At 65.9% G+C, this 25,911-nt stretch carries 22 protein-coding genes; 8 read left to right on the top strand and 14 right to left on the bottom strand.

All coding sequences use genetic code 11. The annotated features are described in order from the left end of the window. Window positions 1-38: 38 nt before the first annotated feature. Window positions 39-653, bottom strand: coding sequence for a DUF2147 domain-containing protein (locus PMI42_RS34210; RefSeq protein ID WP_008143749.1), 615 nt, complete (start codon window positions 651-653; stop codon window positions 39-41). Window positions 654-777: 124 nt separating this feature from the next. Further along, window positions 778-1,806 (bottom strand): NAD(P)/FAD-dependent oxidoreductase, encoded by a 1,029-nt coding sequence (locus tag PMI42_RS34205; protein ID WP_008143747.1) that lies wholly within the window; start codon window positions 1,804-1,806, stop codon window positions 778-780. Window positions 1,807-1,988: 182 nt separating this feature from the next. Here PMI42_RS34205 and PMI42_RS34200 point away from each other — a divergent pair, with 182 nt between their 5' ends. Continuing rightward, the gene (locus PMI42_RS34200; RefSeq protein ID WP_008143738.1) at window positions 1,989-2,456 is read left to right on the top strand and encodes an acyl-CoA thioesterase; all 468 of its coding nucleotides are present in this window, start codon (window positions 1,989-1,991) and stop codon (window positions 2,454-2,456) included. Window positions 2,457-2,467: 11 nt separating this feature from the next. On the opposite strand, the gene PMI42_RS34195 is transcribed toward PMI42_RS34200, so the two are convergent. Both PMI42_RS34195 and PMI42_RS34190 read right to left on the bottom strand, forming a co-directional pair. Continuing rightward, window positions 2,468-2,788, bottom strand: coding sequence for a 2Fe-2S iron-sulfur cluster-binding protein (locus PMI42_RS34195; RefSeq protein WP_008143731.1), 321 nt, complete (start codon window positions 2,786-2,788; stop codon window positions 2,468-2,470). Between the two features lie 168 nt (window positions 2,789-2,956). Then, the gene (locus PMI42_RS34190; RefSeq protein WP_008143729.1) at window positions 2,957-3,301 is read right to left on the bottom strand and encodes an Hpt domain-containing protein; all 345 of its coding nucleotides are present in this window, start codon (window positions 3,299-3,301) and stop codon (window positions 2,957-2,959) included. A gap of 426 nt (window positions 3,302-3,727) precedes the next feature. Here PMI42_RS34190 and PMI42_RS34185 point away from each other — a divergent pair, with 426 nt between their 5' ends. Then, window positions 3,728-9,436 carry an apolipoprotein A-IV repeat region-like domain-containing protein gene (locus PMI42_RS34185; RefSeq protein ID WP_008143728.1) on the top strand — a complete coding sequence of 1,903 codons (5,709 nt, stop codon included), beginning with the start codon at window positions 3,728-3,730 and terminating at the stop codon, window positions 9,434-9,436. 377 nt (window positions 9,437-9,813) lie between these two features. Here the strand turns inward: PMI42_RS34185 and PMI42_RS34180 are convergent, their stop codons facing one another. The 3 genes from PMI42_RS34180 to PMI42_RS34170 are packed head-to-tail and all read right to left on the bottom strand — an operon-like array spanning window position 9,814 to window position 12,626. After that, window positions 9,814-10,692 carry an MlaD family protein gene (locus PMI42_RS34180; RefSeq protein WP_008143727.1) on the bottom strand — a complete coding sequence of 293 codons (879 nt, stop codon included), beginning with the start codon at window positions 10,690-10,692 and terminating at the stop codon, window positions 9,814-9,816. 15 nt (window positions 10,693-10,707) lie between these two features. Continuing rightward, window positions 10,708-11,490 (bottom strand): ABC transporter ATP-binding protein, encoded by a 783-nt coding sequence (locus PMI42_RS34175; protein ID WP_008143726.1) that lies wholly within the window; start codon window positions 11,488-11,490, stop codon window positions 10,708-10,710. A gap of 2 nt (window positions 11,491-11,492) precedes the next feature. Continuing rightward, complete coding sequence (locus PMI42_RS34170; RefSeq protein ID WP_008143725.1) at window positions 11,493-12,626, bottom strand: MlaE family ABC transporter permease; 1,134 nt, start codon at window positions 12,624-12,626, stop codon at window positions 11,493-11,495. Between the two features lie 134 nt (window positions 12,627-12,760). Between PMI42_RS34170 and dgcA the strand changes: the two genes are divergently transcribed. Continuing rightward, window positions 12,761-13,756, top strand: a complete 996-nt coding sequence (gene dgcA, locus PMI42_RS34165) for an N-acetyl-D-Glu racemase DgcA (protein WP_008143724.1) — start codon at window positions 12,761-12,763, stop codon at window positions 13,754-13,756. On the opposite strand, the gene PMI42_RS34160 is transcribed toward dgcA, so the two are convergent. After that, window positions 13,726-14,922 (bottom strand): MFS transporter, encoded by a 1,197-nt coding sequence (locus PMI42_RS34160; RefSeq protein ID WP_008143723.1) that lies wholly within the window; start codon window positions 14,920-14,922, stop codon window positions 13,726-13,728. The genes dgcA and PMI42_RS34160 overlap by 31 nt on opposite strands. 75 nt (window positions 14,923-14,997) lie before the next feature. Between PMI42_RS34160 and PMI42_RS34155 the strand changes: the two genes are divergently transcribed. Both PMI42_RS34155 and PMI42_RS34150 read left to right on the top strand, forming a co-directional pair. Beyond that, entirely contained in the window at window positions 14,998-16,425 is a 1,428-nt protein-coding gene (locus PMI42_RS34155; RefSeq protein ID WP_008143722.1) for a hypothetical protein, read from the top strand. A gap of 10 nt (window positions 16,426-16,435) precedes the next feature. Then, window positions 16,436-16,789 (top strand): hypothetical protein, encoded by a 354-nt coding sequence (locus tag PMI42_RS34150; RefSeq protein ID WP_008143721.1) that lies wholly within the window; start codon window positions 16,436-16,438, stop codon window positions 16,787-16,789. 19 nt (window positions 16,790-16,808) lie between these two features. Here the strand turns inward: PMI42_RS34150 and PMI42_RS34145 are convergent, their stop codons facing one another. Next, the gene (locus PMI42_RS34145) at window positions 16,809-17,168 is read right to left on the bottom strand and encodes a hypothetical protein (RefSeq protein WP_008143720.1); all 360 of its coding nucleotides are present in this window, start codon (window positions 17,166-17,168) and stop codon (window positions 16,809-16,811) included. Between the two features lie 150 nt (window positions 17,169-17,318). Between PMI42_RS34145 and PMI42_RS34140 the strand changes: the two genes are divergently transcribed. Next, on the top strand, window positions 17,319-17,702 hold the full coding sequence (locus PMI42_RS34140; protein ID WP_008143713.1) for a VOC family protein: 384 nt from the start codon (window positions 17,319-17,321) through the stop codon (window positions 17,700-17,702). Here PMI42_RS34140 and PMI42_RS34135 read toward each other — a convergent pair. Continuing rightward, a complete protein-coding gene (locus PMI42_RS34135; RefSeq protein WP_008143711.1) occupies window positions 17,695-18,138 on the bottom strand; it encodes an RbsD/FucU family protein in 444 nt (147 codons plus the stop codon). The two genes, PMI42_RS34140 and PMI42_RS34135, sit on opposite strands and share 8 nt — an antisense overlap. A 187-nt stretch (window positions 18,139-18,325) precedes the next feature. On the opposite strand from PMI42_RS34135, the gene PMI42_RS34130 reads away from it, so the two are divergent. Next, entirely contained in the window at window positions 18,326-20,113 is a 1,788-nt protein-coding gene (locus PMI42_RS34130) for a caspase family protein (RefSeq protein WP_008143709.1), read from the top strand. A 121-nt stretch (window positions 20,114-20,234) separates the two neighbouring features. On the opposite strand, the gene PMI42_RS34125 is transcribed toward PMI42_RS34130, so the two are convergent. Further along, the gene (locus PMI42_RS34125; protein ID WP_008143707.1) at window positions 20,235-21,230 is read right to left on the bottom strand and encodes a threonine/serine dehydratase family protein; all 996 of its coding nucleotides are present in this window, start codon (window positions 21,228-21,230) and stop codon (window positions 20,235-20,237) included. Window positions 21,231-21,443: 213 nt separating this feature from the next. On the opposite strand from PMI42_RS34125, the gene PMI42_RS34120 reads away from it, so the two are divergent. Next, window positions 21,444-22,790 carry a hypothetical protein gene (locus PMI42_RS34120; RefSeq protein WP_008143705.1) on the top strand — a complete coding sequence of 449 codons (1,347 nt, stop codon included), beginning with the start codon at window positions 21,444-21,446 and terminating at the stop codon, window positions 22,788-22,790. Between the two features lie 78 nt (window positions 22,791-22,868). Here the strand turns inward: PMI42_RS34120 and PMI42_RS34115 are convergent, their stop codons facing one another. The 3 genes from PMI42_RS34115 to thiD form a co-directional block, all read right to left on the bottom strand. Beyond that, entirely contained in the window at window positions 22,869-23,912 is a 1,044-nt protein-coding gene (locus tag PMI42_RS34115; RefSeq protein WP_008143704.1) for a glycosyltransferase family 4 protein, read from the bottom strand. Window positions 23,913-23,926: 14 nt separating this feature from the next. Continuing rightward, window positions 23,927-24,739 carry a UDP-2,3-diacylglucosamine diphosphatase gene (locus tag PMI42_RS34110; protein WP_008143703.1) on the bottom strand — a complete coding sequence of 271 codons (813 nt, stop codon included), beginning with the start codon at window positions 24,737-24,739 and terminating at the stop codon, window positions 23,927-23,929. 217 nt (window positions 24,740-24,956) lie between these two features. Next, entirely contained in the window at window positions 24,957-25,757 is an 801-nt protein-coding gene (gene thiD, locus PMI42_RS34105; protein ID WP_008143702.1) for a bifunctional hydroxymethylpyrimidine kinase/phosphomethylpyrimidine kinase, read from the bottom strand. Window positions 25,758-25,911 lie beyond the last annotated feature (154 nt).

Genomic DNA, 25,911 nt, shown 5'->3' with positions numbered 1-25,911 from the left:
GCCCGGTGAGCGGGGCTACACGAAAACGCGAAAGCAGTCTACTGCTTCGGCGCCGGCGCCATCATCGCGCCGCCCTTCTTCGCTGCGGGCGCGGTGGCCGGCTTGGTCGCAGCGGCCTGCGCGGGGAGATATTTCGCGACGATGGCGGGATCGACCTGCGCAATATTCGCGTCGGGCAGGCGCGTCCAGGTCTCGTCCTTGCCGAACAGGGAAATGCCGAGGAAGCCGCGCATGGTCAGGGTCTGGCCGTCCGGGCTCACCGTCATCTTGGCCTTCCAGATGTTGCCGTCGCGCGGATTGACCACGTTGCCGCCGTCATACTTCAAGCCGTCGCGCTTCATGTCGCGGATGAAGGAGAGCCCGAGCACCGGCGCGTTCTTGCGATCGTCCGCGCACTTCGCGCAAATCTCGTTCGGGTCGTCGCCGGGACGCGGAAAGGTCTTTGCGATCACGCCTTCGAAGATGCCGTTGTGGTCGATGAAGAGAAACCATCCCACCGTCTTGCCGTCTTCGACCTTCTGCCAGAGCCCCGCGGCGGTTGGCTGGGCCGACGTCGCAGCCGCGACCTGTGCCGCGGCCGGGCTCGCCGCACCAAGCGAGAGCGCGAGCGCGAGCAGCGAGAGCAGCCGAAAGCTGGAAAAGAGAGTCCGCATTATGATCACCTTGCTAAGCCAATCGCCTTTGCCAAGCCATGACTGGAATGACCGCAGACTACGGCGATTTCGCGAACGATTCCAGCACCAGAAACATGGGGCAGCGCCGTCCCGCCCCCTCGCGTCAGTTGACTCCGAGCTTCTTTTGCAGGCTGGAGGACGAGGTCGTGTACTGGAACACGAGCCGTTTATCCGGATAGACGTAGCGATGGGCTTTTTGCGACATCAGCGCACCCTCGTGGAAGCCGCACAGGATCAGCTTGATCTTGCCGGGATAGGTGTTGATGTCACCGATGGCGAAGATGCCTGGCACGTTGGTCTCGAACGCCGACGTCTCGACCGGCACGAGGTTGTTCTCCAGCGCAATGCCCCAGTTGGCGACCGGACCGAGCTTCATGGTCAGGCCGAAGAACGGCAGCATGGCATCGCAGGAAATTTCGCTGACGCTGTTGTCGTTGCTCTTCACGGTGGCGCCGGTCAGCCGGCCCTCCGTGCCGGAGAGCGCGGTGACCTGGCCGAGTCGCAGATCCATCTTGCCGTCGGCCACCAGCGCGCGCATCTGCTCGACGCTGTGGGGCGCGGCGCGAAAATCGTCGCGCCGGTGCAGCAGCGTGACGCGCTTGGCGAGCGGATGCAGGTTGAGCGTCCAGTCGAGCGCGGAATCGCCGCCGCCGACGATCAGAACGTTCTTGTCGCGGAACGTCTCCATCTTGCGCACGGCGTAGTGCACCGAAGTGCCTTCATAGGCTTCGATGCCCGGCACCGGCGGACGCTTGGGCTGGAACGAGCCGCCGCCGGCCGCGATCACCACCACCTTGCATTCGAACACCTTGCCGGCGTCGGTGGTGCAGCGAAATCCGGGATCGCCGATCTTCTCCACCGTCTCGATCATCTCGCCGAGGTGGAAGGTCGGATGGAACGGCTTGATCTGCTCCATCAGCGCGTCGGTGAGGCCCTGCCCCGATACCTGCGGAATGCCGGGAATGTCGTAGATCGGCTTTTCCGGATAGAGCTCGGCACACTGGCCGCCGACCTTGTCGAGGATGTCGACGAAATGCGCCTTCATGTCGAGCAGGCCGAGCTCGAAGGCGGCGAACAGGCCGCACGGGCCCGCGCCAATAATCAACACGTCGGTTTTGATCACGTCGCTCATGTCGTCTCTTTATCGATGGTTATCGGTTGGACGGCGCCCGGTGGGCAGAGGTGACCCTGCCTGTCTAGCCAACGGGGATGGATCAGGGAAGGCATAAAAGCGGGAGCGCCCCGCAGCCGCGCCCACTTGCCGGACCAAAATAACTGGGCTGTAACGAGGATGGATATGACGGAGATCAATCGGTGAACGCACCAAGCCGCCTCGACACGACGCCGCGCCTGGAGGACTTCCCCTTTCGCCTCGGCGACAATGTCCGCTTCGGCGATCTCGATCCGAACCAGCACGTCAACAACGCGGTCTACGCCACCTATTTCGAGACCGGCCGTGTCACGCTGATGAAGCTTCCCGAATACGGGCTGACCCCACTGGGCTTCGCCTGGATCATGGTGCGGCTCGACATGCATTTCCGCGCCGAGCTGCACTGGCCGGGCACGATCGAACTCGGCCTCGGCGTGGTGAAGCTCGGACGGACGTCAGTGACGTTCGAGCAGGTCGTGTTCTCGAACGGGAAATGCATCGCATCCGCGACGTCGGTCGGCGTCTTGCTCGACGAAGCGACACGGCGGCCCGCACAATTGACCGCGGAGGTGATCGAGAAGTTCAGGCCCTGGCACAAGCGCGGCATCGAGGTCGCGCCGCCCGCCGCATAGACAAGACGTGTTCAGGCCTGGCGTTCCGGCGTCGCCACCACGAGCCCGTCGAGCTCGTCGGACACCTTGATCTGGCAGGACAGGCGCGAGTTCGGGCGCACGTCGAAGCCGAAGTCGAGCATGTCCTCTTCCATCGGCGTCGGGCTGCCGACCTTCTCGCGCCAGGCTTCGTCGACATAGACATGGCAGGTCGCGCAGGCACAGGCGCCGCCGCATTCGGCTTCGATGCCGGGAATGCTGTTGCGGATGGCGGCTTCCATCACGGTCGCGCCGTTCTCGATTTCCACCGTACGGGTTTCGCCCTTGTGGTCGACAAAGTGGATCTTGGCCATGTGTGCTCGTGCTGCCGCGATGTTGGGGATAAAGGAGGGTCCGGGCTGTCCTATAACGGGTCGATCCGCCCGGCGCCATAGCGTTTTCGCGCGAAATGGACCCCGGTTCGCGCGAAGAAATCGCGTCAAAACAAACGACTAGCCCCTGATTTTGAGCGAGTCAAAATCCTAATGTTTCAGGATCGTCTCGATGGCGGCACGGACCTCGGCCACCGCCTCCTTCAGCGCGGCGAAGGCGTGGGGCCGGTTGTGGCCGGTCTGGATCGCAGTCTCCAGGCTGGCGGCGGCGTCGGCCACCGCAAAGGCGCCGATCCCGCGCGCCGAGCCCTTGAGCTTGTGCGCGAGCGCGCCGGTCTCGGCCGGCAGCGCCGTCATCGCCGCGAGCAGGCGGACCGCCTGCTCGGCGAACATCGCAAGCACTTCCTGTTCCAGCTCGGTATCGCCGAGCGTCATGCGGGAGAGGTGATCGAGGTCGAGCGGGCTGTCGATCGGTGCAAGCGGGGGCGAAGGCATCCAGTCCATCCGTTGCAGTTCAGGCGTCATGGCGCAGGCCCCGGCATCGCGTAACGTGTCCGCCGGTCCGGCGGTCAGGTTCCTGCACCCAAGCACGGAAATGGTTAACGAAATGTTTGGGCCGTTTTACGCAAATCCGCCCGTTTATTGACGAAAAGTTGCCACAATCCGACGAGTCCGGTGGAGAATTGCATTTGTTGCTAAGGCGTTACGGCGCGATCCTGTTAACGATGATTAAGATTGTCTTAATCGCAGCCATTTCATTCGCGACGCTCTGCCAATAGGATGTTGCGGAAATTGGCGGACAAGCCGTCCGGGTGGGGACGGCTCGGAAATCCGCGTAAGCGGCATGATCCGGTCTGTGGGCTTGCGTAGCGCGCAGGGCTCGCGGGGGACGCGTAAAAGTAACGAGGGCTCGGACTGAACATGGCGAACACTCCGAAAAAGGTCAAAGACCCGACAGAAGTTGCGCTTTCTGCGATCCAGGAAGCCCTGAACATCAGTGACACCGCTGCGGACACCAGCCGCAACGCCTCGATGCGCAACGAAACCTCGCCTCCGGTGGCGCCGCCGGCTCCCCCGATCTTCGACGAGCCGGGCTTCGAGCCGCGTCCCGCCGCCAATGAGCGGGCGGTGTTCGACCCGATCGAGGAGCCGCGCTCCTCGCGCCGCGCCGCCAATGACGATCGCGCCACCATCGGCCAGCTGCTCCAGACGCTGCAGACGGGACGTCCGACCCGCAACATCTACACCGGCGCGATCATCTTCACCGTCATCTGGCTCGCGGCCTGCGCCGCGCTGACGGTCGGTTTCCTGCCCTCGATCCGGGCCGCCATGGGCGAGAGCGGCGGCGTGCTGGCCATTGCCGGCCTCGTCACGATGTTCTTCGCGCCGATCATGCTGTTCTTCTTCCTGGCGAGCCTCGTCTGGCGCGGCCAGCAGATGAGCGCGGTGGCGCAGGCGATGGCGCAGGTCGCGATCCGCTTCTCCGAGCCCGAGGGCTCGGCCTCCGATTCCATGGTCACCGTCGGCCAAGCCATCCGCCGCGAGGTCGCGGCGATGGGCGACGGCATCGAGCGCGCGATTGCGCGCGCCGGCGAGCTGGAGACGCTGGTCGCCAACGAGGTCGCGGCGCTCGAGCGCGCCTATTCCGACAACGAAGTGCGCATCCGCGCCCTGCTCCAGGACATCGCGCATCAGCGCGACAACCTGGTCGGCCAGGCCGAGCAGGTCCGCAGCGCCATCTCCGGCGTGCAGATCGATCTGCGCCACGACATCGCGCTGATCTCGGACGCGATCGCCTCGCGCGTCGACGAGGTCGCCAAGTCCATCACCGGCGCGCTGGAAGAGCGCGGCGCCCACATCACCGGCGCGTTGAGCAATGCCGGCGACAACATGATCCTCGCGCTCGGCGAGCGCGGCGGCGACCTGCTCGACCGCCTCGAGGAAGCCAGCAACGAGACCACGCGCGCCGTGCTCGATGCCAGCGAGCGGCTGACCACCAGCCTCAATTTCAAGACCGGCCACGTCCACGACGAGTTCGTCGACCTCGCCGACCGCGTCCACGAGATGCTGAACGAGCGCATCGACCGCATCACCGGCGAGTTCGAGCAGCGGTCCGCCGCGATCGTCGACGGCATCTCCGAGCGTACCGAGCAGGTGCACGACAGCTTGAAGAATTCGTCGGACTCGCTGCTGCTCGAGCTCGAGCTGCGCTCCAACGACCTCTCCGCCAAGATCGACGACGCCGGCAACCGCCTCGCAACCCAGATCATGACGTCCGGCGACAAGGCGAGCGACGCGCTCGACGCCACCGTCAACACGCTGGTCGCCAAGGTCGTCAGCCAGACCGAGACCGCGCACGACTCGCTGTCGCTGCAGATGAGCGCGTTCGACGAACTGGTGAAGAACCAGGGCACCGAGCTGGTCGAGAAGTTCGCCCGCGATTCCGGCACGCTGGGCGCGCTGATCACCCGTCACATCTCCGAGTTCGACCGCACCGTGAAGACGTTCGGCGGCGAGATCGTCGAGCGCATGGGCCAGCGTACGCAGGACATCCACGAGAGCCTGAAGAGCTATGTCGACAATTTCGACACCCGCTTCACCTCGAACGGCGGCGCGATCACGGCCGTGCTCGACCAGCGCCTGGTGCAGTTCGAGACCACGATCGGCGAACGCGTCACCAACCTCGACGCCTCGCTGAACGACAAGATCGCCGGCCTCGACAGCACGATCGAAAGCCACATCAAGACCTTCGACGACCAGCTCGGCGGTCGCGTCGGCGCGCTCGAGCAGTCGTTCGACACCCGCGCCAAGTCCGTGACCGAAACGATCGACGCGCGCCTGAACACGCTCTCGACGTCGCTGACCGACGGTGCCGCGCAGGCGATCCAGTCGATCGACTCCCGCCTCACCCACCTCACGACGTCGCTCACCGACGGCGCGTCGCAGACCATTGAGGCCATCGACTCGCGCCTCAATCACCTCACGACCTCGCTGACCGATGGCGCTTCGCAGACCATCCAGTCGATCGACACCCGACTGACGCACCTCACGACGACGCTGACGGGCGGCGCGACGCAGGCGCTCGAATCCATCGATACCCGCCTCACCTACCTGACCACCGCCGTGACCAACGGCGCCTCGCAGGCCGTGCAGTCGATCGACACCCGCCTCACGCTGCTGACCTCGACGCTCACCGACGGCACCGCGCAGGCGATCGAGGCGGTCGACCGCCGCATCACCGGCGTCACCGAGATCATCGACGGCCGCAGCATGCACCTGACCGACACGGTCACGGCGCGCTTCCAGGACATCCACCAGGCCATCGAGACCAAGGTCGGCTCGGTCGCCAGCGACATCGACGTGCGCGTGGCGCAGTTCGAGGACCTGCTCGGCTCGCGTGTCGAGGCCGTCGCCGGCCGCATCGAGAGCAGCGGCCGCCAGGCCAGCGAGGACATGATGTCCCGCGCCGAGATGATCTCGACCGCGATCCGTTCGCATGTCGAGGACGCAGAGCGCTCGCTCACCAACCTCGTCGTCAACACCAGCGAGACGATCCAGACCGGCGCGCGCACCGCCCAGCAGTCGCTGATGACGGTCTCCTCCGACGTCAACGCCCAGCTCAAGATGACCTCATCCGAGGTCGAGCGCGCGCTGACCGCGGTCGGCACCGGCGCTGCGAACTCGATCCTGACCAGCGCCCGCGAAGCGCAGTCGACGCTGGTCGCTGCCTCCGGCGATGCGTCCAACCAGATCAAGGGGCTCGCCGCCGACGTCGAACGCACGCTGTCCGCAGCAGGCTCGGCGACCGCCGCCTCGATCCTGGCCGGCGCCCGCGAGGTGCAGACCACGCTCGTCACCGCATCTTCGGACGCGGCCAACCACGTCAAGACGCTCACTGCCGACGTGCAGCGTTCGCTGTCGCTCGCCGGCACCACCACGGCGGAATCGATCACCGCAGGCGCCCGCGATGCGCAGAGCGCGCTGATCGCGGCCTCGAGCGAGACCGCCAACCAGATCAAGGCACTCTCGTCCGACGTGCAGCGCTCGCTCTCGATGGCGGGCACCGCGACGGCCGAGACCATCACGACCGGCGCCCGCGAAGCCCAGAGCACGCTGGTGACGGCGTCCTCGGATGCGGCGAGCCAGGTCAAGTCGCTCGCGGCCGAGGTGCATCGTTCGCTCTCGCAGGTCGGCCAGTCGACCGCCGAGACGATCACGACCAGCGCCCGCGACGCCCAGAGCACCCTGCTCTCCGTCTCGGCCGAGCAGACCAGCCAGGTCCGTTCGCTCGCGGCCGAGATGCAGCGCGCACTGGCAACCGCCGGCGGCGCCACCATCGAGGCGCTCACCAGCGGCGTGCGCGAGGCCCAGGGCACGCTGATATCCGCCTCGACGGATGCGGCGAGCCAGATCAAGTCGCTGACCACGGACATCGAGCGCACGCTGACTGCGGTCGGCGCCGACACCGCCTCGACCATCCTCAACAGCGCGCGCGAGGCCCAGACCTCGCTGACCTCGACCTCGGCGGACGCCGCCAGCCAGATCCGCACGATCTCGACCGAGATCGAGCGCGCCCTGAGCACGGCGACGACGAACGCGACCAACGACATCCAGACCAGCGCGCTCAACGCCCAGAATGCGCTGATCAACGCCTCCAACGAGGCAAGCTCGCGCGTCAAGTCGAGCTCGGCCGACGTCGAGCGCTCGGTGCTCGCCGCCAGCAGCAGCTTCGGCCAGGCCATGACCGGCAAGACCGACGAGATCGTCACCTATGTGCAGCAGCAGGCCGACCGTCTCTCGAACATGATCGACTCCAAGCGCGGCTCGCTCGTGGACGCGATCGGCTCGAAGACCAGCCAGCTCACGCTCGACATCGACCGCGTCACCTCGGACGCGCTGAAGTCGATCGAAACGCGCGGCCATGCGTTCTCGCAGACCATGATGGGCAACGGCTCGGAAGTGGCCCGCACCATCAACGCGGCGAGCGAGATGGCCACCGGCGCCGTCGGCAAGTCGCTCAAGGACCTCGAACAGGCTTCGCGTGCGGCGATCGACCAGTCGCGCCAGGTCTCGATCGCGGCCGTCACCGAGATGCAGGAGACCAGCAAGATCCTGCGCACCGACACGGTGGCCCTGTTCGAGCGCCTGCGCGAAGGCAACATCCTGCTCCAGGAGGTGCTGACCGGTGCGCACGACAACCTCAACTCGCTCGAGCGGGCGCTGGTGACGCGTGTCGCCGACTTCGTCTCGGCGATGAACGACGTCACCTCGCGCAACGGCGCTGCGACGCAGAACCTGGAAGACCAGCTCAACGTCTTCAACACGAAGACCACGCGGGCACTCCAGGATCTCGGCGAGCTGTCGACTCAGTTCGACGCGCACGGCAAGGCGCTCGTCGACGCCGCCCAGGTCGTCGAGCAGAGCAACAAGAACACCACCGCCTCGCTGGCCGAACGCAAGGCGGCGCTGGAATCGCTCGTCACCACGATCGACCTGCGCACCACCGATCTCGACCAGCGCCTGTCGCGCTTCACCGGCCTGCTCGATGAATCGCTGGCCGCGGCCGAAGAGCGTGCCCGCGACATCGCACGCGTCGTCGCCGAGACCGCCGGTGCAGGTTCCGCCGCGATCACCCGCCAGTTCGAGGCGGTGCGGTCGGCGTCCGAAGAGGAGCATCGCCAGACCATCGAGGCCATGCACGACATCTACCGCCAGACCACCGACGAGGCGGATGCGATGTTCAAGCAGTCGGCCGAGAAGTTCGGCAACCTCGTCTCCAGCATGAAGCAGATGGCGTACGAGATGCATAACGAGCTCGAAGCCACCCGCAACGAGCTGCGCCGCGGCGTGCTCGAGATGCCGCAGGAGGCCGCCGAGAGCACGGCGCAGATGCGCAAGGTGATCGTCGACCAGATCGAGGCGCTCGCCGAGCTCAACCGCATCGTGGCCCAGCATGGCCGTGGCCTCGACGTCTCCACCACCGGGCGCACCAGCGTGGCGCGCCAGGAAGAGCCGATGCTGGCGACCGTCGGTGCCCGAGCTGCCGAGACCCGCGGCCGCGACACCGGCAGCGCCTCGACGCTGCCGCCGCCGGACCTCGGCATGCCCGCGCCCTCGCGCCGCACCGAAGCGCCGCCGGTCGCGCCTTCCAGCAACGACCAGGGCCGTGACGGCTGGCTGTCGGACCTGCTCAGCCGCACCGACGCCAACCAGGGCGCCCCGACCGGCCGTGAGGCTCCCCGTGGCCGCCAGCAGGCGCCTGCTCCGCAGCCGCAGGCCCCTCAGGCCAGCAGCAATCCGCTGGAATCGCTGTCGCTCGACATCGGCCGGCTGATGGACCGCAACCTCGCGGCCGAGATGTGGGACCGCTACCAGCGCGGCGAGAACAAGGCCTTCACCAAGCGCCTCTACACGCCCGCCGGCCAGAAGGCCTTCGACGAGGTCGCCCGCAAATATCGCGCCGACCGCAACTTCAAGGGCACGGTCGACCGCTACGTCGCCGAGTTCGAGCGCCTGCTCGACGAAGTCGCCCGCGACGGCCGCGGCCCGCAGGAGCTGCGCAACCACCTGACCTCGGAGACGGGCCTGGTGTACACGCTGCTCGCGCATGCGGCGGGCCGGCTGGGGTAAGCAGCGGATAGCAACATGACTAGAAAACGGAGGCCTGACGGCCTCCGTTTTTGTTTTGGGGCGGTGTCGTTCGGCGAACACTTAGGAGCCGCAATACCAATCCATCCCGTCACCCTGAGGCGCCGGAGCGAAGCGAAGGCCTCGAAGGGCGACAGCCCGGCTGCATCTGGGCCGCTCATCCTTCGAGGCTCCCCGTGCGCCGCGTTGCGTCGCACGGGGAGCACCCCAGGATGACGGATTGAGAATGAGACCGGACGTTGCCACCGTCATTGCGAGCGAAGCGAAGCAATCCAGGCTGCCTCCGAGGAAGCAGTCCGGACTGCTTCGTCGCAAGAGCTCCTCGCAATGACGAGTGGAGAGGTTCGCGGACTAGACGCCTACTGCCGCCGACGCTCGGTCGCTGCCGGCTTCGGCGGTTCGGCAGGCGGCGGAGCGGCGGCAGGCGCGCTGTTGCTGGCGCCGAACAGGACGCGGGTGGGGTTGCGGTCGAAATTGTTCACGGCGCGGCTGATGTCGCCGAGGGTGCGGCGGCCATCGCTCATCAACGCGCCGGAGCGCTTGTCGAAGTCGTCGGCGAGCTCGCGGATCGACTTCACCGCCTGGAACAGCTCGCCGCCGTCCTTGCCGCCGGCGAGCGTGTTGAGACCGAGCATGAGGCTGTCGGCCTTGAGCATGACGCCGTCGACCTTGGCCATCACGCCGTCGATCTTCTCGGAGTTGCGCGCCAGCGAATTGGTGAAGGTTTCGAGGTTCTTCAGCGAGTTCTTCACCGATTCCTGATTGTCGGCGACGATCTTGTTGATGTTCTGGAGCGTGCCGCGGATCGCTTCGGTGACGTCCTGGAGCTTGTTGGGATCGGCCGTCAGCGTCGGGATGCCGTCCTCGTCGAGCGGCGGCGGCGGAGCTGCCTCCTCGCCACCCTTGAGCGAGATCGCGGCGACGCCGGTCAGGCCCTGGAATTCGAGGCCAACCAGGGTGTCCTTGCGGATCGGGGCGTTGTTCTCGACCATGGCGAGTGCGACAACCCGCCGCGGGTTATCCAGCTTCACCGAGACCACCTCGCCCACCCGGATACCGTTGAAATTGACGCTGCCGCCGTTGCGCAGGCCCGCCGCCGGGCCCTCGAACACGACACGCAACGGGCTGCGCTGCTTGGTGGTGTGCAGCGACTGGAACCAGAGCACGAAGCCGATCGCAGCCGCGATCACCGCCAGCGTGAACGATCCGATCAGTACGTAATTTGCCCGCGTTTCCATCGATTACTCCGGCACTCAGCCCATCACCGCGCGAGCGCGCTTGCCATGGAAATATTGCCTCAGCCAGGGATGCTGCGAGGCCTGCATGTCGGCGATCGACCCTGCCGCAATGATCTTACCGTTCCCTAAAACGGCGATGCGGTCACATGCTGTGTAAAGGCTGTCGAGATCGTGCGTTACCATGAAAACGGTCAGCCCCAAAGTACGCTGCAGCGTCCGGACCAGCTCGTCGAAATCGCCGGCGCCGATCGGGTCGAGGCCAGAGGTCGGCTCGTCCAGGAACACGAGGTCCGGATCGAGCGACAGCGCGCGCGCCAGCGCGACACGCTTGATCATGCCACCCGAGAGCTCCGAGGGGAAACGCTCGGCGACTTCAGGCTTGAGGCCGACCATGGCGAGCTTGGCCATGGTGATCTCGTCCATCAGGCGCTGCGAGACGCGCAAGTATTCGCGCATCGGAAACTGGATGTTCTGCCGCACGGTGAGCGAGGAGAACAGCGCTCCCTGCTGAAACAGCACGCCCCAGCGCCGCTCGACATTGCGGCGCTGCGACGTGCTGGAGGAATCGAGGTCGACGCCGAACACCTCGATGGAGCCTGCGACCTTCGGCACAAGGCCAATGATGGTGCGCGTCAGCACCGACTTGCCCGCGCCCGACGGGCCGACAAAGCCCAGAATCTCGCCGCGCTCGACGTCGAGGTTGAGCCCGTCGAGCACGCGCGTCGTGCCGAACTGCACGGTGATGTCGCGGACGCGGATGATGGGGTCCTGGACCACGTTCTGGATTTCGCCTGCCATCGTCACATCCCGATCGCGGCGAAGAAGATGGCGAACACGCCGTCCATGACGATAACGAAGAAGATGCCTTTCACGACGGACGACGTCGTGTGCTGCCCGAGCGACTCCGCGCTGCCCTGCACGGCGAGGCCCTCGACGCAGGCGACGATGCCGATCACGGCGGCCATCACCGGCGCCTTGACGATGCCGACGATGAAATGATCGATCGAGATGGCGTCGCGCAACCGCAACAGGAAAGCCTCTGGCTGAACGCCGCCATACAGCCAGGCGACAAGACCGCCGCCATAGAGCGCGGCCATCGCGCCGAGGAAAGCGAGGATCGGCAGCGCCAGCACCAGTGCGAGCATGCGCGGCAGCACCAGCACCTCGATCGGGTCGAACCCCATGGTGCGCAGCGCGTCGATCTCCTCGCGCATCTTCATCGAGCCAAGCTCGGCAGTGTAGGCGCTGCCCGAACGGCCCGCGACCATGATCGCGACCAGCAGCACGCCGATCTCGCGCAAGACCAGCACGCCGAGCATATCGACGACGAAAAGGTCGGCGCCGAAGCGGCGGAAATGGAAAATGCCCTGCTGGGCGATGATGCAACCGATCAGGAACGTGATTAGCACCACGATCGGCACCGCGCGCCAGCAGACCTGCTCCATGTGGTGCACGGTCGAGGTCAGGCGGAACGAGCGAGGATGGATCAGGGTGCGCGCGCCCGCCGCGAGCACCGCGCCCAGCATGTCGACGAGGCCCGCAACCGTGGCCGCCACACCCGCCACGGCGCGGCCGATCTGCTCGAGCATGCCGGTGATGGTGATCGGGCTGCGGTCGACCACGGCGTTCGCCCTGACCCGGCGGACCTCGTCCACGAGGCTCGAATAATTGGCGGAGAGGCCCGCGATCTGCGCCTCGACGGCACCCTGGGTCAGGCTGCGGCGCAGCCGCTCGATCAGCCAGGCACCGAAGGTGTCGAGCTTGGCGATCTCGGAGACGTCGATGAAGATGCTTTGGGAACCGCCGGCCAGTTTTTCGGCATCCGCCACGATCCGCTCCAGGACCGGCGCAAAACTCGCGGTCCAGGTTCCGGTGGCGCAGAGGGCCAGCGCATTGCCCTGGGCAATCCGTTCCAGCTTTGGATCGCCGCTCAAGAGGTCCGCTCCCGTGCCGGGGCGGAGAAAATCAGATGGTTGCGCACACGCCCTTACCCGGAGAAGGTATCCCCAACTGGTTAACGTTAGTTGCTAGAGGTAACTAGCAGGTTCAGATTTCGCCAGAGTTCAAAATGACTTCCAGCAAAGTTCCGGCACTTCGGGCGCGAATCGAGCGCTTTCCCATTGCCGGCAGTTTCACCATCAGCCGCGGCGCCAAGACCGAGGCCGTGACCGTCATGGCCGAAGTGAGCCGGAACGGCCTCACCGGCCGCGGCGAATGCGTCCCCTATCCCCGCTATGGCGAGACTCCCGAGGCGACCCTTGCGGCCATCGAGGCGATGCAGGCGGCCGTGGCCGGCGGGCTGACGCGGCAGGCCCTGCAGGCTGCCATGCCCCCGGGCGCGGCCCGCAACGCGCTGGACTGCGCCCTGATCGACCTGGAGGCCAAGGCGGCGGGCTTGCGGGCCTGGAACCTGCTCGACCGCCCGATCCCGGGCGAGCGCACCACGGCCTACACGATCTCGCTCGGCACCCCCGAGGCCATGGCTGCGGCGACCGCGAAGGCCGCGCACCGGCCGCTGCTCAAGATCAAGCTAGGCGGCGACGGCGACGATGCCCGCATCGCAGCGGTGCGCAACGCCGCCCCCGAATCCGAGCTGATCGTGGATGCCAACGAATCCTGGACCGAGGCCAATCTCGAGCACAATCTCGCCGCCTGCGACGCCGTCGGCGTCACCTTGGTGGAGCAGCCGCTGCCGGCCGGGAAGGACGATGCGCTGGCGCGGATCAAGCGGCCGCTGGTGGTCTGCGCCGACGAGAGCGTGCATGATCGCAAGTCGCTGGCACCACTCCGCGCGCGCTACGACGCCGTGAACATCAAGCTCGACAAGACCGGCGGCCTCACCGAGGCGCTCGCCATGGCGGACGCCGCGCAGGCGCTCGGCTTCGAGATCATGATCGGCTGCATGGTCGCAACCTCGCTGTCGATGGCGCCTGCGATGCTGGTGACGCCGCAGGCCCGCTTCGTCGATCTCGACGGCCCGCTGCTGCTGGCGCGCGACCGCGATCACGGCCTGCGCTATGACGACAGCCTGGTCTATCCGCCTGAAACTTCGCTCTGGGGATGAGCGATGAGCCGGTGCCGTGCCGACCAGATGACAAGCGCGCCGGCCGCGGCCATCGCCGCCATCACGTAATACAGGCTGTCACCGATGCGGGCATAGATCGCGCCCGACGCGATCGATGTCGTCGCGCCCAGCAGGCCGTTGCACGCGGCATAATAGCCCTGCCCCCGCGCGATCTGATGCGACGGCACCCGCTGCACCAGCAGGCTCATGGTGCCGACCATGGTCATGCCGAAGCTGAGGCCGTGGCCGAGCTGCACGATTGCGAGCAGTGCGAGCGGCGGCTCGTGCGCGGTGACGATCCAGCGAAGCACGGCGCTCAGCCCGCCGATCGCGATCAGCGTGGACGGATGCAGCGAGAAGCGCGGCGACAGCGCAAACACGACGATCTCCGCGATCACCCCCAACGTCCAGAGCACCGCGATCGTCAGGCCGCCGAGGCCCTGGAGCTGCCAGTTGATGGCCGAGAACGTGTAATAGGCGACATGGCTGCCCTGGATCAGCGCGGCCGAGGCGATCACGGCCCAGAAGCCGCCGTCGTGCAAGAGCGCCTTGCCGGCATGCGTCTCGGTCCTCTTCCGCCGGACGTCGTCGAGCGGCCGAAGCAGCAGGCTGGCGGCGACCGCGACGACCGCCCATGCGACGATGATCCAGATCAGGTCGCGCGCCGCGATGTGGTCGACTAGATAGCCGCAGGCGAGCGAGCCGGCGGCGAACGCCGCCGAGCCCCACAGCCGCAGGGGTCCGTAATCGAGCCCGTAGCGCGCGACACCGCGCAGCGCATAGGCGTCCGTCAGCGGGGTCGTCGGCGTCCACATCATGCAGGTCGCCGCATAGATCAGGAACAGCGCCAGCGGCTGGTGCTGCAGGCCGACCGCCGCAAAGCCGATTGCGGTGGCCAGCACCGACAGCATCATGGCGGCGCGGATGGCCTGTCGCTTTTCGGCAAAGGCGGTGACCTGCGGCAGCGTGGTGAAGCGCGTGATCGCCGGCAGCGCGTTGATGAGACCGATCCAGCTTGCGTCGATGCCGATCGCCTTCAGCCAGACCGGGAAGAACGGCAGATGCGTGCCCGACACCGCGAACACGGCCGAGTAGAACAGCGCGAGACTCACGGCGAATCGCCGCTTCTCGGTTGCCGCGATGGGGATTTGTGATTCGCCTGCCATCAAACCAATTGCGATTCGGTCGATATCGTGGTGATCGTTACTCTAACGCGCACTGATTTGCGCGACGAGATTGTCATGGCCAACGAAGCATTCGCCCTCTCGCCCATGTCTGCCCGCGCGGCCGAGCCGAACGAGCAGGATTACGACGCGATCCGCGAAGCCTTCATGGAGACCGCGCGCGGTCGCTGGTTCCTCGGCGAATATGCCAAGCGCAACCGCAATGCGGATACGAGCATGGTGCTCGATGCGGTCGCGAAAATCGAAGAAACCCTTGCGGCACAGAGACAACCCGTCGTCGAGGACCGCCTGCCCGAAGCGCTGGTCGAGATCCGCCGCGCGGTCCGCGAGGCCGAGACCATCGCGATCGCAGCGTTCGATCCCGCGGCGATCGAGGCCAGCCTCGCTGCGATCCCGCGCGGGGTGCGCATCATCAAGGAGATCTCCTGGCGCTGGCGCGAGATCGGCGCCGACGGGCGAATCTGCGACCTCATTGATTCGCAGCTCGCCTCGATCGAGGCCGCCTGCGGACAGATTTCCACAGTCGACCCCCGCGTCGAGCTCAAGGCCGCATTCGATCTGCTCAGGGATCGGATCGACCAGACCGACGGTGACGCAACGCCGCAGGCGGCGGCCCCTCCCGCGCCTGCTCCGATGCAGGAGACACCGCCGCCCGTCGCGGAGGCCGCCCCCGTCGAGGCCGCGCCCGCCGCGATGGCGAGCGAAGCCCCCGTGGCTTTTACGGAGGCGCCGCAGGACATCGCGCCGACTCCTGAGCCCGAAGCAGCCGTTGAGGAAACCGGCAGCGCCGAGGCGTTCGCAATGGCCGAGCAGGCCATGGACGCAGCCGTCGCGCCGGAGATCGCGGCCGAAAGCGAGATCGCGTCCGATCACCCCGAGCTCGAAAGCGCCGCGGTCGAAGAGGTCGCTTTTGAAGAGCCGGCCGCAGAGGCCGCCGCCTTCGGGGAAATCACCGACGAGTTCTCGCTCGACGCCGCCGCGCAAGCCGAGGACGAGGCCGTGCTCGAGGCCATCGCGCTGGAGATGGCCGCGCCCGATCCTGATTTCGACGAGATCATCGCGCCGGTCGAGATCGAGGCGTCCGTTCCGGAGCCGATGGCCGCGGAGATCGCGGCGCCGCTTGCTGCAGAGCTTCCCGAGCCGATCACGCCGGCGCCGGCCGTCACACCGATCGTGGAAGAGCCCGCAGCCGATGCGCCGATCGCGACGGACTCGCTCGCGCGCCTCACCGACGCGATCGCAGAGGCCGCGGCCGAAGTGATGGAGCAGCCCGCCCCGGCCATGGCCGCCGCGGCATCTTTCGGCGCAGCACCCGTCGCGACGCTGCCGATGCCGTCTCCCTTGCCCGCGTCCATGCCCGAGCCCTCGCTCGGCGCCAGCATCCTCGCCAGCGGCATGTTGCAGATGCCCCGCGCGGCCGCCAACGACCCGCTCGCGCCGATCCGCCGCATGACGCAGGCCGAGAAGATCGCGTTCTTCTCGTAAGGGGGCAACCATGTCCCCCACCGAAGACACCCTCACCCTCTGGCGCCCCGTCGGACCGAAGGAGCTGGAGCTGATCCAGCAATCCGGCATGCGCGCGTTTCCGCCGCGTCTGCCTGACCAGCCGATCTTCTATCCGGTGCTGACCGAGGACTACGCCATCAAGATCGCGCGCGACTGGAATGTCCCGGCGAGTGGCGCGGGCTTCGTGACGCGCTTCGAGGTCAAGCGCGACTTCATTGCGAAGTACGACGTGCAGGAGGCCGGCGGGCGCTCACATCTGGAGTACTGGATTCCGGCCGAGGACCTCGATGCGTTCAATGCCGCAATCGCCGGGCCGATCGAGGTTGTCCGCAGGTTCCCCTAGCCGCGACGCAGTACACCGGTCACCCGCAATTCCAGATCGGTCCGATCGGCGTCCGCGTCCAGCACGGGCCGAAGCTGCCGCCATTGTAGCGGTCGCCGCCGAAGCCGGGACGGCCGAAATAGCGCCATTCGCCATCCCAGCCGTAATATTGGGGAACCGGATCGATGTACCAATGGCGGCGATCGCTGCGCGACATGCGGCGCATCGCTTCCTTTTGCTTGTAGAGCGGAATGCTGTTGCTCAGCGGCTGACGATAGCCGGGCAGAAAGCCGTAGCCTCGCCAGACCGGCGCGGGGCGCTTCTTGATGGGCTCCGCTGGTGCGGTGGCCGGCAGCAGCGACAGGATGACAGCAACGAATAGACACACAAGGCGAGACATGGACCGACCATAGACAGGCGGCTGCGAGAAGGCCACTCAAATTCGAGTGCGAGGCTTTTCGCCGCTTCGCTTCCGCAGCCTCTCTCGATAAGCTTGCAAGGCGCGGCACGAGAACCGGCGCCGACAATCCGCATGTTCCGGAGTGAACGAATGTCCGAGGCCACACGCGTTGGCGCTTTCGCCATCGTACCGAGCAACGACCTCGCCGCTGCGATTCCGTTCTGGGAACGCCTCGGCTTTGCGCGCGCCGGCGGTGACGCTGGCTACGTCATCATGCGGGGTTGGGATTGCGAGGTGCATCTCACGCAAGCCGGCGACGGCCCGTGGCGGGTGCCCGAGCACAACCCCTTCGGCGTCTTCATTCGTACGCCCGACGTCGATCAGATCGCCGCGCGCGTCGACGATCTGATCATCCGCCCGGGCGGCGTGCTGCGTCACCGCGAATGGGGGATGTATGAGGTGGGCATCAATGGGCCTGATGGTCTTCTGGTGAGGATCGGCTGGCCCTCCGAGCTGATGGCTCGCCCTAGCTGATCACGCCCTTGCGGATCAGGAAGCAGCCGTAACCCCTGCTGTCCCCGACCTGCACGACGCCGAACCCGGTCGCAGCGGCGCGATAGAAATCCGCCCGCGCGAGCTTGCCGGGCGTGACAGTGCGGCCAACAGCGCGCTCGATCTCGGCCAGCACCGCGCGCTGCACCTCGGGCACGCGGTCGGGATCATCGACCGGTGCCATCACGCGCACCGGGTCGGGATCGAAATCGTCGAGCGGGTAGACCGACATGATGGCGCGGACGGCGATCTCCATGCGCATGCCCGGCAGCTGGATCAGGCGCTGCGACGTGGTGGCCTGCGCGATGCGGGCCGCCGGATGATTGGCATCGACGAAAACGAGGTCGTCGCCGTGGCCCATCGAGGCGAGCAGCCAGAGCAGATCGGGCGTGAGGATCGGATCGATCGATTTCAGCATGAGCAGGCATGTCCCCGAGAGCTTCTTGTTCGCCGGCGGAACCGGTCATTCACCATAGCAGGTTCCGCAGCGTGATTCAGATCACGCAGCTTACCATGGTGACAGCGATCACGGACCACCGGCTCGAACGCGGCCAAGCTTCCTCGCAACCAATCTCGCATCGAGATCAGTGCCAGAGGAGCACGCCATGTTCCGCCTAAAGTCTTTCCTGATGACGGCCAGCCTCGTGGGGAGCCTGTTCGGCTTCGCCTGCGGCCCGGTTTCCGCGCAAGAACCGCCCGCCCCGACCGTGCTGCAAGGCCCGGAGCAGCGCGTGGCGCTGGTCATCGGCAACTCCAACTACCAGAACGCGCCGCAGCTCCAGAACCCCGACAATGACGCGCAGTCGATGGCGCAGTTCCTGAACTCCGCCGGCTTCGAGGTGGTCGCCGCGACCGACCTGACCCAGAACGACATGCTACGCGTGGTGCAGGACTTTTCCGCAAAAGTGTCTGCGCGCGGCCCGAACACGGTGGCGATGGTCTACTACGCCGGCCACGGCGTGCAGCTCGCCGGCGAGAACTATCTCGTCCCCGTCGATGCCAAGGTGTCGAGCCCGACGGAGCTCGTCAACAATTCGGTGCGCCTCGTCGACGTGATGTCGACGCTGGAGGCGATTCCGAGCCGCATGCGCATCGTCATCCTCGATGCCTGCCGCAACAACCCGTTTCCGAACGTGAACGATGCCGGCCGGGGCCTTGCCATCGTTGATGCGCCGAACGGCTCGATCGTCGGCTATTCGACCGCACCGGGCGCCGAAGCGCAGGACGGTACCGGCGGCCACAGCCCCTACACGCAGGCCTTCCTCAACATCGCGCACGAGCCCAACGTGCCGATCGAGCAGCTGTTCAAGCGCGTGCGCCTCCAGGTGAACCAGACCACCAGCGGCGCGCAGATCCCGTGGGAGAGCTCGTCGCTGACGAGCGACTTCACCTTCTTCGGCGACACCGCTGTCGCCGCGAGCCGCGCGCCGGTGAACGCGCCGGTCGTGCAGATGGCCTCCAACCTGCCGAGCCGTTCGACGCGCCAGGCCTATGACTACGTCGTGTCCGAGGCGCGGCCGGAGTACTATCAGGAGTTCATCCAGATGTACCCGCACGACCCGCTGTGCGACCACGTCCGCTGGCTGCTCAACAACCTGCTGCTGACGCAGGCCTGGCACAAGGCGGTGCTGGCGAATTCGCCGCTCGGCTACAAGAGCTTCTACGACAGCTACGGCAACACTCCCTATGCGCAGGTCGCGCTGAAGCTCGAGGCCCAGCCGAAGCAGATCCCCCTGATGCAGGCGACCAAATTCCTGGCGCCGCAGAACATTGCGCCGACCTTCAAGATCGGCAATCTCGGCCAGCCCAAATACATGCCGCTGGTGCAGCAGGGTCACGGCGGCGGTCAGTTCAACGGCAATCTGCCGGTCGTGCAGAAGCCGGAGGGCGGCAACAGCATCGGCAAGCCCGGCAATGGCGGCCAGATCGTCAACCTGCCGGCGGGCAACAACCAGACGAACGGCACGCCGCTGCAGACCCCGGGCAAGATCGTCACCCTGCCCGCGCCGACCAACACGACGACCAACAATGCCGGCCCCGGCAAGATCGTGACCCTGCCCGTGACCAATACGCAGAATGGCGGCAGCACCAATACCGGCACGACCAACGGCTCGCCCGGCAAGATCGTGAGCATGCCGGTGAATGTCGGCAAGGGCGGTACGACTGTCGAGACGAAGCCGGTCGTTCAGACGCAGAACACACCGATCCGCGTCAACAACGGCGTCAAGCTCAACACCCCCGTGAACAAGGTGCAGGTCCAGAACAACCGCCCGCAGTTCAACACGACCAACCGCATCGTCAACAACGGCGGCAACAACTTCCGCCAGTCGATGAACCAGGCCCCGAGCATGAACAATGGTGGCGGCAATCGCCGCGGCGGCTTCATGCACTGATCGCGCGGAGAACGTACAGACGACAAAGGGGCAGAGCGGAAACGCTCTGCCCCTTCTTCATGTCAGCATCCGGAGCGTGCGTCATCCCGGGATACGCCGAAGGCGCAGGCCCGAATGACGGCTAGGCCACCAGCTCTGAGAACAGATCGGCATCGACATTGCCGCCCGAGAGCACGATGACGACGTTCTTGCCGGCAACATCGAGGCGCCCCGCCAGCAGCGCGGCAAGGCCGACGGCCCCGCCCGGCTCCACCACGAGCTTCAGTTCGCGATAGGCGAACGCCACCGCCGCGCCGACTTCCTTGTCCGACGCGGTGACGCCGCGCGCGAGCAGCTTGCTGTTGATCGCAAAGGTCATCTCGCCGGGGATCAGCGCCATCAGCGCATCGCAGATGGTGCGGCCGGCGGGCGCATGCGGCTCGCGATGGCCTGCGGTCAGCGACAGGCCGTGATCGTCGAACGCCTCGGGCTCGGCGACCACGATCTGGGCCTGCGGATAGCGCGCCTTGATCGCGGTCGCGACGCCGGCGATCAGGCCGCCGCCGGAGGCCGGCGCCACCACGATGTCGGGGCTGAGGCCGAGCGCCGCCATGTCCTCCGCGATCTCGCGGCCGGCGGTGCCCTGCCCCGCGATCACGAAGGGATCGTCATAGGGCCTGACCAGCGTCGCGCCGCGTTTCTCCGCGATGCCGCGCGAGATCGCCTCGCGGTCGTCATTGTAGCGGTCGTAGAGCACGACCTCGGCGCCATAGGATTTGGTGCGCTCGCGCTTCGACAGCGGCGCATCCGCAGGCATCACGATGGTCGCCTGCATGTCGAGGATCTTGGCCGCCGCCGCCACGCCCTGGGCGTGGTTGCCGGAGGAGAACGCGACGACGCCGCCGGCGCGCTTGTCCTGCGGGATCGAGGCGACCTTGTTGAAGGCACCGCGGAACTTGAAGGAACCGGTGCGCTGGAGCATCTCCGGCTTCAGGAAAATCTTTGCACCGACGCGCTCGTTGAGCACCGGAAAGGACAACAGCGGGGTGCGGATGGCGAAAGGCGCGATCACGCGCGCTGCGGCATCGATATCGGCGGGGCCGATCGGGAGCTCCTGCTGGGCAATCGTCTCAGTCATACCTGGTCCGGCTCCTCCATTGATCCTGGATCATCTTACAGCCTGGGTAGGCGCAGTGCCAGCAATCCTGTCCCCTGCGCCAAAAGTGCCAGCGAGCGCCGGCTGAACATCAAGCGGGCCGATTTCGGCCTATTGCAAGGAGCGCCGCCATCCACTACAACTTATAATTGTTTTTGAACATAATCTTTTTATGAGTTCGGTCCGAGGCATTTGATGACTCCGAACGACGGCAGCCTGTTGGGGCGCACCAAAAACGCGCTCTCCAAAATCGATCGCATCTACGACTATCTCGAAGCTCCGCCCCGGGCGGCGAACGCCAAGACGTTTCACCTGCTCGCGGTGTTGGGGCAATCGATCATGAAGACGAAGCTCGGTGCTTACATCTCGAAATTCGGTCGCGCAGGGTATCCGCTGGCGCTTACCGCGCTCGCTCCCGCGGTGCCAAGAGGCGTCAACCAGATCGTCGCGAGGACGATGACCAGCCGGCCGTTCTGGTTCTGGTTTTTCACCGCCATGTTTTTCTGCCTCGTCCTGAACGCGGCGTTTACATGCGGTGCCGGCACGTTCACACCACCCGGCAGAGCGCTGTCCTCATTCTGCGCCGCCGATCCAAATTCGGCCGATCCGGGCGAGCATTTGTATTTCACCCAGGACGTCTACAATATCGTTCTCTACCTTCTCGTCGTGCCCGCCTATGTCGCCTTCGACATCACGATCATAAAGCTGTTCGTCACGACATGGCCGGACTTCAAACGCTTCGCTGATACGGCCGGGGCGTCGGCGTCCGATGCATCCGCCGATCTGCTGCCGACGTCCACCAACAAGCGGATCGCGTCCTATTTCATAGTCGTCACTCTGGTCGTTGTCGTTTTCATAACGGGCTACATCAACGATATTCTCAAGCCGGGAGCGCTGGTACGCCCGGCATATTGGTTCGTTCGAACGACCGGCAGCGGCGACCGCGTGCTGAACTCGGTGGGCGCGTACTACCTGATCATGAATGCGGCGCTTCTGTTCCTCACCGTCTCGGCCCTGTGGTGCTACATCGCCATAAGCATGGAGATCGCGCGATACGCCAAGAACGTGGGACCGGCTCAAGCCAACGACAAGGACTATTCGCTGAAGAAGGACGCACATGTGCTTCTGTTCAGCCAGGCGCTGGTCTACATGAAGATCCTGGTTGCCGTGTATGCGATAAACATCTTCATTTGGTCGCAATCCCCGCTCGGCGTCGTCAACAATGCGCTGGTCTCGCTGATCGCGTTGCTCCTCGTCATGACCGTCTTCATCCCGGCGCCGAGAATCTATCTCGAATACCGATGGCACGCGATGCGATCGTTCTCGAACGACGGCTATGAGGACACGCGGAGCACTCGGGAAAAATGGACAACCCGTGCGCTGGACTGGTTGGTCTTTGCGCTCCTGGTATTCATCGCCGAACAAAGGTTTCCAGGTTTCTTCAAATCGCTCCACGATACGGCGATATGGCTCCGCGATACGGCCATGGCGCCCGTGAATTATCTTGGAAATCTGGTGTTGCAGATCTTTCCGGCTTCTTGAGCGGCCGGAATTTTCCGCCATTTCCCTGCCTCCCGAAGTCCGCGAGCAGGGCGTGCGGCCCATCGGCGGCCGCGCCCGTCAGGCGACGAAACGCCGCTGTTCCGGCCCGCCTGCGCGGGGCAACATCGCACCGGCGGCCATGATGCCGTCGACGAATGCCTGGGCGGACGATTCCCAGCTGTGATTGGCCGCGAACGCGACGCAGGCCTGCCTCGAGATGTCGAGGGCGGCAAGGCATCCGCCGCGCAAATCGTCATCGAGCACGCCGACCGGCGCCTCGCCGATCACGTCGCGCGGCCCCTTCGCAGGAAAGGCGGCCACCGGCAAACCGCTCGCCAGCGCCTCCAGCAGAACCAGGCCGAACGTGTCGGAGCGGTTCGGGAACACGAACACATCGGCCGCGGCATAGATGTCCGCCAGTTCGTCGCCGTGCTTTTGCCCAAGGAAGATCGCATCGGGATAGGCTTCTTCCAGCGAGGCGCGCGCCGGACCGTCGCCGACGATCACCTTGGTGCCGGGCAGATCGAGGTCGAGGAAGGCTTCGAGATTCTTCTCGACCGCAACGCGGCCGACCGAGAGGAACACCGGCGCCGGCAGGCAGAGATCGATCGCGCGAGGATGGAACAATTTTGTGTCGACGCCGCGCGGCCACAGCACGACATTGGCAAAGCCCCGCTCGCCGAGTTCGCGGGCCAGCGCCGGCGTCGCCGCCATCACCGCCGCGCTGGGGCCGTGGAATCGTCGCAGCGCCCGCCAGATCAGGGATTCCGGAACCGGCACCCGGGCGCGGACATAGTCGGGAAAGCGGGTGTGGAAACTGGTCGTGAACGGCAGCTTGCGCTGGCGGCAATAGCGCCGGACCATCAGGCCGATCGGCCCTTCCGTCGCAATATGGATGCTGTCGGGACGCGCATCCGCGATCAGCCTGGCGATCCGTGCCGGACGCGGCATCGCCAGCCGCACGTCGCGATAGCTCGGCATCGCAAAGGTGCGGAACGATTGCGGCGTCAGGAACGTGAATTCGACGCCGAATGTCTTGGCGGCATCAGCCAGCCTGGTCAGCGTCCGAACCACACCGTTGACTTGCGGGTGCCAGGCGTCGGTCGCGACCAGGATGCGCATCAAGCGGCCTTTGATTACGCAGCTCTGGCTGCCACCTGCGGAACGGCCGCCGGCTTCTGCGCCTGATCAGCCCAGGTGATGATCTCGAAATGACCGTCGTCGTGCTCGACCAGCGCAGTGCAGCTCTCGACCCAGTCGCCGCAGTTCATGTAGCGGATGCCGCCCTCGTCGCGGATCACGGCGTAGTGGATGTGGCCGCAGATCACGCCGTCGGCGTCGTGGCGGCGCGCCTCGGCGGCGAGCGCATGCTCGAACGCGCCGATATAGTTGACGGCGTTCTTGACCTTCTGCTTGGCCCATTGCGACAGCGACCAATAGGGCACCTTGAACATGCGCCGGAAGAAGTTGACGAAGCGATTCATCTGGATCGCGAAGTCGTAGGCCTTGTCGCCGAGATGGGCGAGCCAGCGCGCGTTCTGCACCACGAGATCGAAGATGTCGCCGTGGATCACGAGGTAGCGCTTGCCGTCCACGCCGGTGTGGACGGTGTTCTCGACCACGTCGATGCCGCCGAAATGCGTGCCGTAATAGTTGCGCAGGAATTCGTCGTGATTGCCGGGAATGTAGATGACCTTGGCGCCCTTGCGCGCCTTGCGCAGCAGCTTCTGGACCAGGTCGTTATGCGATTGCGGCCAGTGCCAGCTCGATTTCAGCGCCCAGCCGTCGACGATGTCGCCGACGAGATAGATCGTGTCGGCATCGTGGTAACGCAGGAAATCCAGCAGAAGGTCGGCTTGAGAACCGCGGGCTCCGAGATGCACGTCGGAGATGAACAAGGTGCGAAAGCGCCTTTCAGGGCTCTCGTCACTCACATCGTAACTTCCCATGCGACAGCCTGTAACAATATCCCGTGACAGGGGGATGACCATTTGAACCTTTGAGGCACCCTCAGATACGAATCGAACCTCGCCTCGCCCTCCCCGCGAATATCAGTCGCATGCGACAATCAGGCGACATGGCATGGCAAGGCCGTGCCCGGAGCGACGAAACCACGGGGCCATATTTGTTAACGGGGGAAGTTGCCGCGCCCGCGCGAAACCGGCGTCAGTAAAACTTGTGGAAATGATGGACCGGCCCGTGGCCGTGGCCGACGCTGAAACCGTCGGCGGCCGCGATCGCCGCGCTGATCCAGGCCTTGGCGCTCCGCGCCGCCTGCTCCAGGTCCTCGCCTTTGGCCAGCCCCGCCGCGACGGCCGAGGACAGTGAGCAGCCGGTGCCATGGGTATTCCTGGTGGCGACGCGGGGCGCGGCGAGCGCGATCGTGGTTGCGGGCGTGACGAGGTAATCGACGCTCTCGGCGCCCTCGCCGTGGCCGCCCTTGATCAGGACCGCGCGGCAGCCGAGCGCCATCAGGCGGCGCCCCTGGCTTTCGATCCCGGCCTCGCTGACCGCAACAGGCTCGTCGAGCAGCGCTGCGGCCTCCGGCAAATTGGGCGTGATCACCGAGGCCAGCGGCATCAGTCTTGTCCGTAGCGCCTCGACGGCTTCAGGCGCCAGCAGGCGATCGCCGGAGGTTGCGACCATCACGGGATCGAGCACGATATGGCCTGGCTTCCAGCGCGACAGCGCGGCCGCGATCACATCGATGCTGGCGGCCTGCGCCACCATGCCGATCTTCACCGCACCGACCTCGAGATCGGAGAACACCGCATCGATCTGCGCCGTGACGAAGTCGGCCGGCACCGCGTGAATGCCGGTGACGCCGCGCGTGTTCTGCGCCGTCAGCGCCGTGATGGCGGAAGCGCCATAGACACCGAGCGCGGCGAAGGTCTTCAGGTCAGCCTGGATACCGGCGCCGCCGCTCGAATCGGAGCCGGCAATGGTGAGCGCCACGGGCGTCGTCATCGCAGGGCACACTCGCTTGATACGGACACAACCATGACCTTGTCCTAGCGCGACCATGGAACGTCAGCAAGCCGGAGCGGCCGACGAATCAGCAGGTCGAGCCCCGGCGCGGCCCTGTCGACCCAGCATCGTGCAAAAGCGCGAAAATAAAACA

The organism is Bradyrhizobium sp. YR681 (genome assembly GCF_000282615.1).
In the GTDB taxonomy this organism is placed as follows: domain Bacteria; phylum Pseudomonadota; class Alphaproteobacteria; order Rhizobiales; family Xanthobacteraceae; genus Bradyrhizobium.
The sequence above is the reverse complement of the archived record's forward strand: the minus strand, read 5'-3'. Positions and strand labels throughout refer to the sequence as shown.

Excerpts from the sequence above, each read along its gene's own strand:
- PMI42_RS34210 (WP_008143749.1), bottom strand. The coding sequence starts at position 653 with ATGCGGACTCTCTTTTCCAGCTTTCGGCTGCTCTCGCTGCTCGCGCTC.
- PMI42_RS34205 (WP_008143747.1), bottom strand. The coding sequence starts at position 1,806 with ATGAGCGACGTGATCAAAACCGACGTGTTGATTATTGGCGCGGGCCCG.
- PMI42_RS34195 (WP_008143731.1), bottom strand. The coding sequence starts at position 2,788 with ATGGCCAAGATCCACTTTGTCGACCACAAGGGCGAAACCCGTACGGTG.
- PMI42_RS34190 (WP_008143729.1), bottom strand. The coding sequence starts at position 3,301 with ATGCCTTCGCCCCCGCTTGCACCGATCGACAGCCCGCTCGACCTCGAT.
- PMI42_RS34185 (WP_008143728.1), top strand. The coding sequence starts at position 3,728 with ATGGCGAACACTCCGAAAAAGGTCAAAGACCCGACAGAAGTTGCGCTT.
- PMI42_RS34180 (WP_008143727.1), bottom strand. The coding sequence starts at position 10,692 with ATGGAAACGCGGGCAAATTACGTACTGATCGGATCGTTCACGCTGGCG.
- PMI42_RS34175 (WP_008143726.1), bottom strand. The coding sequence starts at position 11,490 with ATGGCAGGCGAAATCCAGAACGTGGTCCAGGACCCCATCATCCGCGTC.
- dgcA (WP_008143724.1), top strand. The coding sequence starts at position 12,761 with ATGACTTCCAGCAAAGTTCCGGCACTTCGGGCGCGAATCGAGCGCTTT.
- PMI42_RS34160 (WP_008143723.1), bottom strand. The coding sequence starts at position 14,922 with ATGGCAGGCGAATCACAAATCCCCATCGCGGCAACCGAGAAGCGGCGA.
- PMI42_RS34155 (WP_008143722.1), top strand. The coding sequence starts at position 14,998 with ATGGCCAACGAAGCATTCGCCCTCTCGCCCATGTCTGCCCGCGCGGCC.
- PMI42_RS34150 (WP_008143721.1), top strand. The coding sequence starts at position 16,436 with ATGTCCCCCACCGAAGACACCCTCACCCTCTGGCGCCCCGTCGGACCG.
- PMI42_RS34145 (WP_008143720.1), bottom strand. The coding sequence starts at position 17,168 with ATGTCTCGCCTTGTGTGTCTATTCGTTGCTGTCATCCTGTCGCTGCTG.
- PMI42_RS34140 (WP_008143713.1), top strand. The coding sequence starts at position 17,319 with ATGTCCGAGGCCACACGCGTTGGCGCTTTCGCCATCGTACCGAGCAAC.
- PMI42_RS34135 (WP_008143711.1), bottom strand. The coding sequence starts at position 18,138 with ATGCTGAAATCGATCGATCCGATCCTCACGCCCGATCTGCTCTGGCTG.
- PMI42_RS34130 (WP_008143709.1), top strand. The coding sequence starts at position 18,326 with ATGTTCCGCCTAAAGTCTTTCCTGATGACGGCCAGCCTCGTGGGGAGC.
- PMI42_RS34125 (WP_008143707.1), bottom strand. The coding sequence starts at position 21,230 with ATGACTGAGACGATTGCCCAGCAGGAGCTCCCGATCGGCCCCGCCGAT.
- PMI42_RS34120 (WP_008143705.1), top strand. The coding sequence starts at position 21,444 with ATGACTCCGAACGACGGCAGCCTGTTGGGGCGCACCAAAAACGCGCTC.
- PMI42_RS34115 (WP_008143704.1), bottom strand. The coding sequence starts at position 23,912 with ATGCGCATCCTGGTCGCGACCGACGCCTGGCACCCGCAAGTCAACGGT.
- PMI42_RS34110 (WP_008143703.1), bottom strand. The coding sequence starts at position 24,739 with ATGGGAAGTTACGATGTGAGTGACGAGAGCCCTGAAAGGCGCTTTCGC.
- thiD (WP_008143702.1), bottom strand. The coding sequence starts at position 25,757 with ATGACGACGCCCGTGGCGCTCACCATTGCCGGCTCCGATTCGAGCGGC.